Source organism: Acinetobacter sp. RF14B (assembly GCF_006864105.1).
Classification (GTDB): Bacteria; Pseudomonadota; Gammaproteobacteria; order Pseudomonadales; family Moraxellaceae; genus Acinetobacter; species Acinetobacter lwoffii_C.
The window spans coordinates 1-6,908 of the sequence record NZ_SMTB01000110.1 but is presented as its reverse complement, the minus strand read 5'-3'; the positions used below and the strand labels follow the sequence as shown (position 1 = coordinate 6,908).

General features: G+C 44.6%; 6 protein-coding genes and 1 pseudogene. 1 reads left to right on the top strand and 6 read right to left on the bottom strand.

Features of this window, described 5'->3' with window-relative positions; all coding sequences use genetic code 11:
- Positions 1–228: 228 nt before the first annotated feature.
- Positions 229–879, bottom strand: a complete 651-nt coding sequence (locus tag E2K52_RS12755; RefSeq protein ID WP_151205435.1) for a 3-oxoacid CoA-transferase subunit B — start codon at positions 877–879, stop codon at positions 229–231.
- Between the two features lie 3 nt (positions 880–882).
- A pseudogene (locus E2K52_RS12750) lies at positions 883–1,248 on the bottom strand (CoA transferase subunit A); the annotation flags it as partial.
- Between E2K52_RS12750 and E2K52_RS12745 the strand changes: the two are divergent.
- Positions 1,244–2,179: a biotin/lipoyl-containing protein gene (locus E2K52_RS12745; protein ID WP_227548244.1), complete on the top strand. Its 936-nt coding sequence runs from the start codon at positions 1,244–1,246 to the stop codon at positions 2,177–2,179. The pseudogene E2K52_RS12750 and the gene E2K52_RS12745 overlap by 5 nt on opposite strands.
- A gap of 184 nt (positions 2,180–2,363) precedes the next feature.
- Here the strand turns inward: E2K52_RS12745 and E2K52_RS12740 are convergent, their stop codons facing one another.
- The 4 genes from E2K52_RS12740 to E2K52_RS12725 form a co-directional block, all read right to left on the bottom strand.
- On the bottom strand, positions 2,364–4,373 hold the full coding sequence (locus E2K52_RS12740; protein ID WP_171478863.1) for an esterase/lipase family protein: 2,010 nt from the start codon (positions 4,371–4,373) through the stop codon (positions 2,364–2,366).
- A 120-nt stretch (positions 4,374–4,493) separates the two neighbouring features.
- Positions 4,494–5,426, bottom strand: a complete 933-nt coding sequence (locus E2K52_RS12735; protein WP_151205434.1) for an ABUW_2363 family tetratricopeptide repeat lipoprotein — start codon at positions 5,424–5,426, stop codon at positions 4,494–4,496.
- Positions 5,427–5,543: 117 nt separating this feature from the next.
- Entirely contained in the window at positions 5,544–6,350 is an 807-nt protein-coding gene (gene cysE / locus E2K52_RS12730; RefSeq protein ID WP_151205433.1) for a serine O-acetyltransferase, read from the bottom strand.
- Positions 6,350–6,908: RNA methyltransferase (locus E2K52_RS12725; RefSeq protein WP_319922806.1), on the bottom strand; the 559-nt coding region annotated here is incomplete at its 5' end. The genes E2K52_RS12725 and cysE, both read right to left, overlap by 1 nt.

Below are 6,908 nucleotides of genomic sequence, written 5' to 3'. Positions count from 1 at the left end.
CAATTACACAGAATAATTCGGTACTATTGAACATCGGGACTAGAGTTGTGGGTTTTGTGTGGTAACTCAACTGATGGCTCTAGTCCTTCTGTTTTTCAAGTCCATTTCTTATCCGCGATTCGGGTTATCTTTATGTGCAAAAGGCAGAGCTTCATATTGCTCATGAACTCCTGTGTGAACAGAAAATAATAAGTCGATCGCAGCTGCTTGATGAGAAAAATTAGTGTGCTATCCAGTCACACTCAGGTGACTTGTAATGAGTGTCACTCCGGTCGCAGCCTTTATCTGTTCCAGGGAAACATCTTTTGCCAGCTCAATTAATTTAATTCCATCTGCTGTAATATCCAGCACACCTAAATCTGAAATAATTCGATTGACTACCGCTTTGCCTGTCAGCGGAAGAGAGCAGTGTTTTAAAATTTTAGGGCTGCCATCTTTTGCGGTATGTTCCATCAAGACAACAATTTTTTGCACGCCGGCAACCAGATCCATTGCGCCGCCCATGCCCTTAACTTTCTTGCCGGGAATCATCCAGTTAGCTAAATCACCGCTTTCAGAAACTTCCATTGCCCCTAAAATTGCAATATTGACATGACCACCACGAATCATTGCAAAAGATTCTGAGCTGGAAAAGAAAGAAGCACCAGAGCGTGCTGTGACTGTCTGTTTTCCAGCATTAATTAAATCGGCATCTAGCGTTTCTTCAGTCGGAAACTCGCCAATACCCAACAGGCCATTTTCCGATTGTAGCCATACATTCATATTTTGAGGGATGTAGTTGGCTACAAGGGTCGGCAGGCCAATCCCTAAATTGACATAAAAACCATCTTCAAGTTCCAGTGCAGCGCGCTGCGCCATTTCATTGCGTGTCCAAGCCATGGTTTAAGCCTCCGCTGCTTTCAGGGTCATTTGTTCTATGTGCTTTTCCGGGGCCGGATTTGATACAATTCGATTGACATAAATCCCCGGAAGATGAATCTCGTCAGGATCAAGTTCACCAATTTCGACAAGCTGTTCGACTTCTGCAATGGTGATTTTGCCTGCCATCGCGCATTCAGGATTAAAATTTCTGGCTGTTTTACGGAAAACTAAATTTCCTGCTTTATCTGCCTTATAGGCTTTGACCAGGGCAATATCTGTGGTGATGGTTGGCTCTAAAATATAATCCTTGCCATTAAAGTTACGGACTTCTTTGCCTTCAGCAATCAGGGTTCCGACCCCGGTTTGAGTATAAAAAGCGGGAATGCCGGGTGGCCAGTATACCAATCTGCGTGAACAGGCGCGTTCGCTGGGCATTGAAGAACGCTGGTCGGAAGTCTCGGATGCCTATGCACAAGTCAACTTGCTGTTTGGTGACATTATTAAAGTTACCCCAACCTCTAAAGTGGTCGGGGATATGGCTTTATATATGGTGTCCAACAATCTCAAGCCTGAAGACATTCATAATCCGGAGCTTGAGATTAATTTCCCTGAATCGGTAGTTTCACTGTTTAAAGGGGAGCTGGGGACACCGGCATCCGGTTTTCCGCAAGCATTACAGCACAAGATCTTAAAAGGTACCGCGCCTTTAAGTGATCGTCCGGGTGCTGTTATGCCCTCTGTTCATCTGGAGAGTGAAAAAGCCAGGCTTGAAAATCTCTTTGGTCAGGTGATCACCGAACAGGAACTGGCATCCTATCTCATGTATCCGAAAGTCTTTAGCGACTTTATGCAGCACAAACAGAAATATGGGACGACTTCAAGCATTCCCTCTTCAGCCTTCTTTTATGGTTTAAAAGAGCAGACTCCGGTTGAGATAGAAATTGAACGTGGTAAAACACTTGAAATTAAACTGTTGGGACGGTCGGAAGCAAAAGAGGGAATCATTGATCTGTTTGTGGAGCTGAATGGACAATTACGTCTGATTCAGGTGAGACAGGCGAATCAGAAAGAAACCAGCGCTCATCCACAAGCAGACCAGTCGAACCCGAAACATATCGGTGCTTCGATGTCGGGGATGATCAGTACGGTTCCTGTAAAGTCCGGTCAGTCTGTGAAAAAAGGCGATACATTATTTACCATTGAAGCTATGAAAATGGAGCTTGCGATTAAGGCTGAACAAGATTGTCAGATTGAGCAAGTTTTAATGAACCCTGGTAAACAGGTGAGAAATATGGATTTAGTCTTGGTGGTCCATTAAAAAGCTAAAAGTATAGGGGGATCAGCTATCCCCCTATACTCCCTCTCTTTCATACATCGTTTTGCCCAAGCCCACATGATCAATTTTATAGTTTGGTTGAAGCTCAAACCAGATTTATCATTCTAGTAGGTGAATATTAACCCAAAAAAGAGCCGCCTATAGGCAGCTCTTTTAATTTAACCGATCATTGATCAGGATGGTACAGACCTAAATCGACCAGATGTAATCTGAGCAGTCGGCGTAGCTCAAGCACTGCTTCTGGAGTCTCCTGAATCGAATGGCCGCCCTTGATCGTTTTACTGGAAGCCGCCCCTTCAAGATAGGCACTTTGATAAGACACAATACCATCAGACATGTGATTCACATCCTCACTGTCCGTTGTATTACCGATGATGGAGTGAAATTTAAAACCCGGAGGAGGTTGAATGCCTTTGGTCAGAGTCATAAATCTTGAATTTTCACTCAAATCGCTAGGCCCATTCTGAATCAGCTCATGGCCCATTTCATGGACAAAATCACTTAAACCAACTTCACCTTGGACTGTATCAGCAAAAGCCCCTAGAAAAGCACTTGGAATACGGATAATCTTACGGGCCAGCTTGGTATGCCAACGGTCTGCATATTCGGTTCCTTCATGCGGAGTCGCCAAGAAAATGGCACGACTGAAATTTGGAATAGGCCGCATTTCTAAACGTGCTTTAAATAGAGGATTATTGCGGAACTTGATCAGCTGAGTGTTTTTCACAGTGTTAAATGCAGACTGACTGATATCTGCCTGGCTGACCAATAGGCGGGAAATAACACCGCCCATACTATGTCCGACCAGCACCGCTTCCTTCTTGGCGGGTACATGATTGTTGAGACGGGAAAAACTTTGCTGGAGCAGGGCATAAATCTGGTAACGGCTTTCCAGAATTGGCATATTGGTGGAGTAAAACACCTGCCAGACCTGAAAATTTTCTCTTAAAACCGGATCACCCATAATGTCGTTAGTCAGACGAATCCAGGCTTCCGGACTGCTGGCCAAGCCATGAATTAAGACCAGAACTTTTTTGTTGGGATTATAAGGCTCCAGCATATACAGATGCGGCATCATCAGATTGTCATCACGATCAATCAGCGTCAGATAGGCCATACGCCCGAGATTGTTTTCCGCCAGCCAGAGACCGTAAGGAGCAGAAAAATTTGCAGCTAAAGCATATTCTTTATTTGCGACCTTAATTTTTTCATATTTATAAGGATCATAAAGATTCAAGTTAAAATGAGAGCTATTTAAAATCTGCTCAACAGAATGGGTGAATTGCGGAATAGCAGTAATGGTTGTCGCCAGATAGCGTGCCGAATGAATGTTCGGGTTAAAACCATTGCGGTATTGATGTTTTAGCGGATCAGCCAGATACTTTTTGTCTTCTTGCGAGGTTTTTTCTTCCGGCAAGACTGCGAGAAATTCGGAACCAAAACCATCACGGCGGGTAATCGAACGTAAGCCGAAAAAGTTCATGTTATAGGTGGACATCAACTTTTCAATCGACTGATTTTTCAGCTGTGGGAAATTGTCCAGATTAAGGGTATAGACACTCTTGCCCACCTGCAGGCGCTGGCCGGCTTCTTTACTTTCATGCCGCTCGGCATAAATATGAATCAGATGTGCGATTGCGAGGTTATAAAAATCCCGGATTTGGACCTGCCGGTTATCAAAAATCCGTTCCTGTGGTGCACGCTCAGTCTGAAATAGGTAGGCATAGCTGTAGCGAATGCTTTTATCCAGCATCAGTAATTGCTGTTCCTGACATTGTTGCTGGTTCTGCTTGTGGAGTTGCTGTTTCTCTTCAGAACGGGTTTTCGCCAGGGCGCTGGTGGTACATTCTGCCGATTTGCCAAGTTGCAAAGATTTAGCCAGATATAATTCACTCGAAGTAGAAAGTAATTGCTCATCCAGAATCTGCGGGATTTTTTTCAGCTCTGCCACACATTCGTCAGGTTGATCCATACAGATTTGTGCCTCTCGTCCGGTCATGGACAAAACATTCAGACTGGCTTCACTGAGTTTATCTCGGGTCAGAATACTGTCGCGCTCATTGCTAATCGAGACATTAATTGCCTGCTCCTTAACACTGACGACCTGACAGCCACTGAGTAGGCTACTCATGATCAGGGTGCACAGCAGAAGATTTTTAGTTATTTTTTTATGCATACCGTTTGCAGACTCATTTAAATTCTTGAAACCATAATATTCTGTATTCTACTGATTTTTCCATAAAAATAGACTGCCGTAGCAGTCTATTTTTATGAGAGGTTTAAAAGAACAAGCCGATCATTGCGTCTTGGCAGCTGGTGCAGGCGTTGCAGTTTGCATCACTTGCCAAACGTTCCAGCGGCCGTTTTTCTCCACCTCCATGATCAGGCGGTCTGCAACTTCAGCTTCTTGCGGATATTTGATTTTGTAATTTTTCAACGTTTGGATCGCGTTTTTCTTCTGCTCCAGGGCAATATAATTATTTGCTGCCGACAGATAGGCTTCCTGCACACCAGCCTTCATGGCCTTGTCCAGATATGGAATTGCTTCACGGTGACCACCCCCTTCAGACAAGCCAAAGCCAAACCAGAAATTCACTTCAGGATCATCCTGATTCAGGCGAAGAATGCGCTGTGCATAGGTCAGGGATTTCGTGGTATAGACAGAACCCAGATCCAGGTTACGCGCCATCACACTGGCTTTAAAGGCACGCATCAATACATCGAAAGAGGCATTTTCACGTGCGGCGAGCGTATCCAGATGCTGGGAAACTTCACGTAATTTTGCTTCAAAACCACGACGTTCCTGACGGTCCGTAAAGCGAGGCGGATAATGGCGAGCCTTGCCTTCGACCATTTGCAGAAAATCATCCACCTCTGTAATGTCGATCTCATTGTCCTGTGCAAGAGTGGCATAATGCAGGGAAGAGGCCTTGCTGTCGACTAATGGAATGATCAGCTTATTGACATCTAGCGTGATCTTTTTAGAGGGATCATTCGGGTCGCTCACAACCATTTTGGTCACAGGTTGGGCTGCAGCTTTTTGCAGATGGACTTCAAACGGAGGTGGTTCGTTATAGTTGAAAGGATTTAAAGCATAAAATGGTGGTGTAAGTGCTGGTTCTACAAATACAATTGCATCTGTCGCTTTCTGTGCTGGTTTCTGTGACATGGTTGAACATGCAGTTAAAGTCAGGGTTAAGCAAGCAAGCGCCAAGGGCTTAAGAGTCATAATATCCGTCCATTTGTGTTATTTTTTAAAATAGCTGGTTTAAAAATCACATGATCGCCAGTCTATGAAAACTGTTAGAATCATGCAAGTCATTGCATGTTACAAAGTTAAGCGTGGTCAGGCTTTGGACTGACTGCTTTGTGCTTCACATTCCCGTCGTGCTTCTTCCAGAATTGTAAGCTCTTCCTTGCTCAAAGGTGATTCATCAAGTGGCTTTTTAAACGATGGATCAAGCAGAGACAGGCGGTTGCATAAGTTATTCATGCGTTTTTCATTTTGCTGAATTCGATCCAGCAGTACACGCATTCCTTCCAGAATCGGATCAGACTGCTCTTCAGTGGCTGCATAAGGCAGAAAGCCAATACTCTCTGCATAGTCACGACGGCGACTTTCGCTATCATTTTTTGGTTTGTCTTTGGTAATGAAACGTGCCGGGTTACCGACTGCCGTTGTATTGGCTGGTACCGGCTTGGTCACTACGGCATTAGAACCGACCTTGGCATTTTTACCGACAGTGAAAGGGCCCAGAATTTTTGCTCCGGCCCCCACCACTACACCATCTTCCAGGGTAGGGTGACGTTTCCCTTTATTCCAGGTCGTACCCCCCAGTGTTACCCCATGATAAAGCGTTACATCATCACCAATTTCTGCAGTTTCCCCAATGACCACGCCCATGCCATGATCGATAAAAAAGCGGCGGCCAATTTTTGCCCCCGGATGAATTTCAATTCCGGTGACAAAGCGGCTAAATGAAGACAGGGCACGCGCCGTTCCTTTACAGTCTTTGTTCCACAGTTCATGTGCCATGCGATGCATGATCAGGGCATGAATACCAGGGTAGGTGGTTAAGACTTCGAGTGTATTGCGTGCTGCAGGATCGCGCGCAAAGACAGCTTTTATATCTTCTTTGAGCTGTTTTAGCATTAGTTTTGATCCTCATTCTGTTGTAATGTCTTTGAAGATTTTTTCCAAGTCCCGTTATTTAGAGCCTGAACACGACTAAAAATACCACGAAGTAAATGATATTCCATACGATCTAATTGTATACGTCCAAAAAGGCGACGCAAGCGTAAAGGCAATAATCTCGGATTTTTGGGATCCATAAATTCAATTTCTGCCAACATTTTTTCCAAATGCGGATAGAACTGCTCCATGTGCTCATGTGTCACCAGCGGCTCGTCCCATTGCATTTCAATACCATCAATCACTTGCATGGTGGCTTTAGGATCTTGTGGATGTTCAACCTGTTCCATGGCTGCCATACGAAGTTCATAGCAAATAATTTGAATCGCCTGAGCGACGTTCAGAACACCATAATCCTTATTCACAGGAATGGTTAAGTGATAATTGGCCATCGCCAATTCTTCATTGGTCAGCCCCCGATCTTCACGACCGAAGATAATCGCAACCTCATTCTGCTCTTGTGTAACCGCAGTGAGGGCTTTGCTTGCACCCAATTGGTAAAGCTGACAGTAAGCGTGT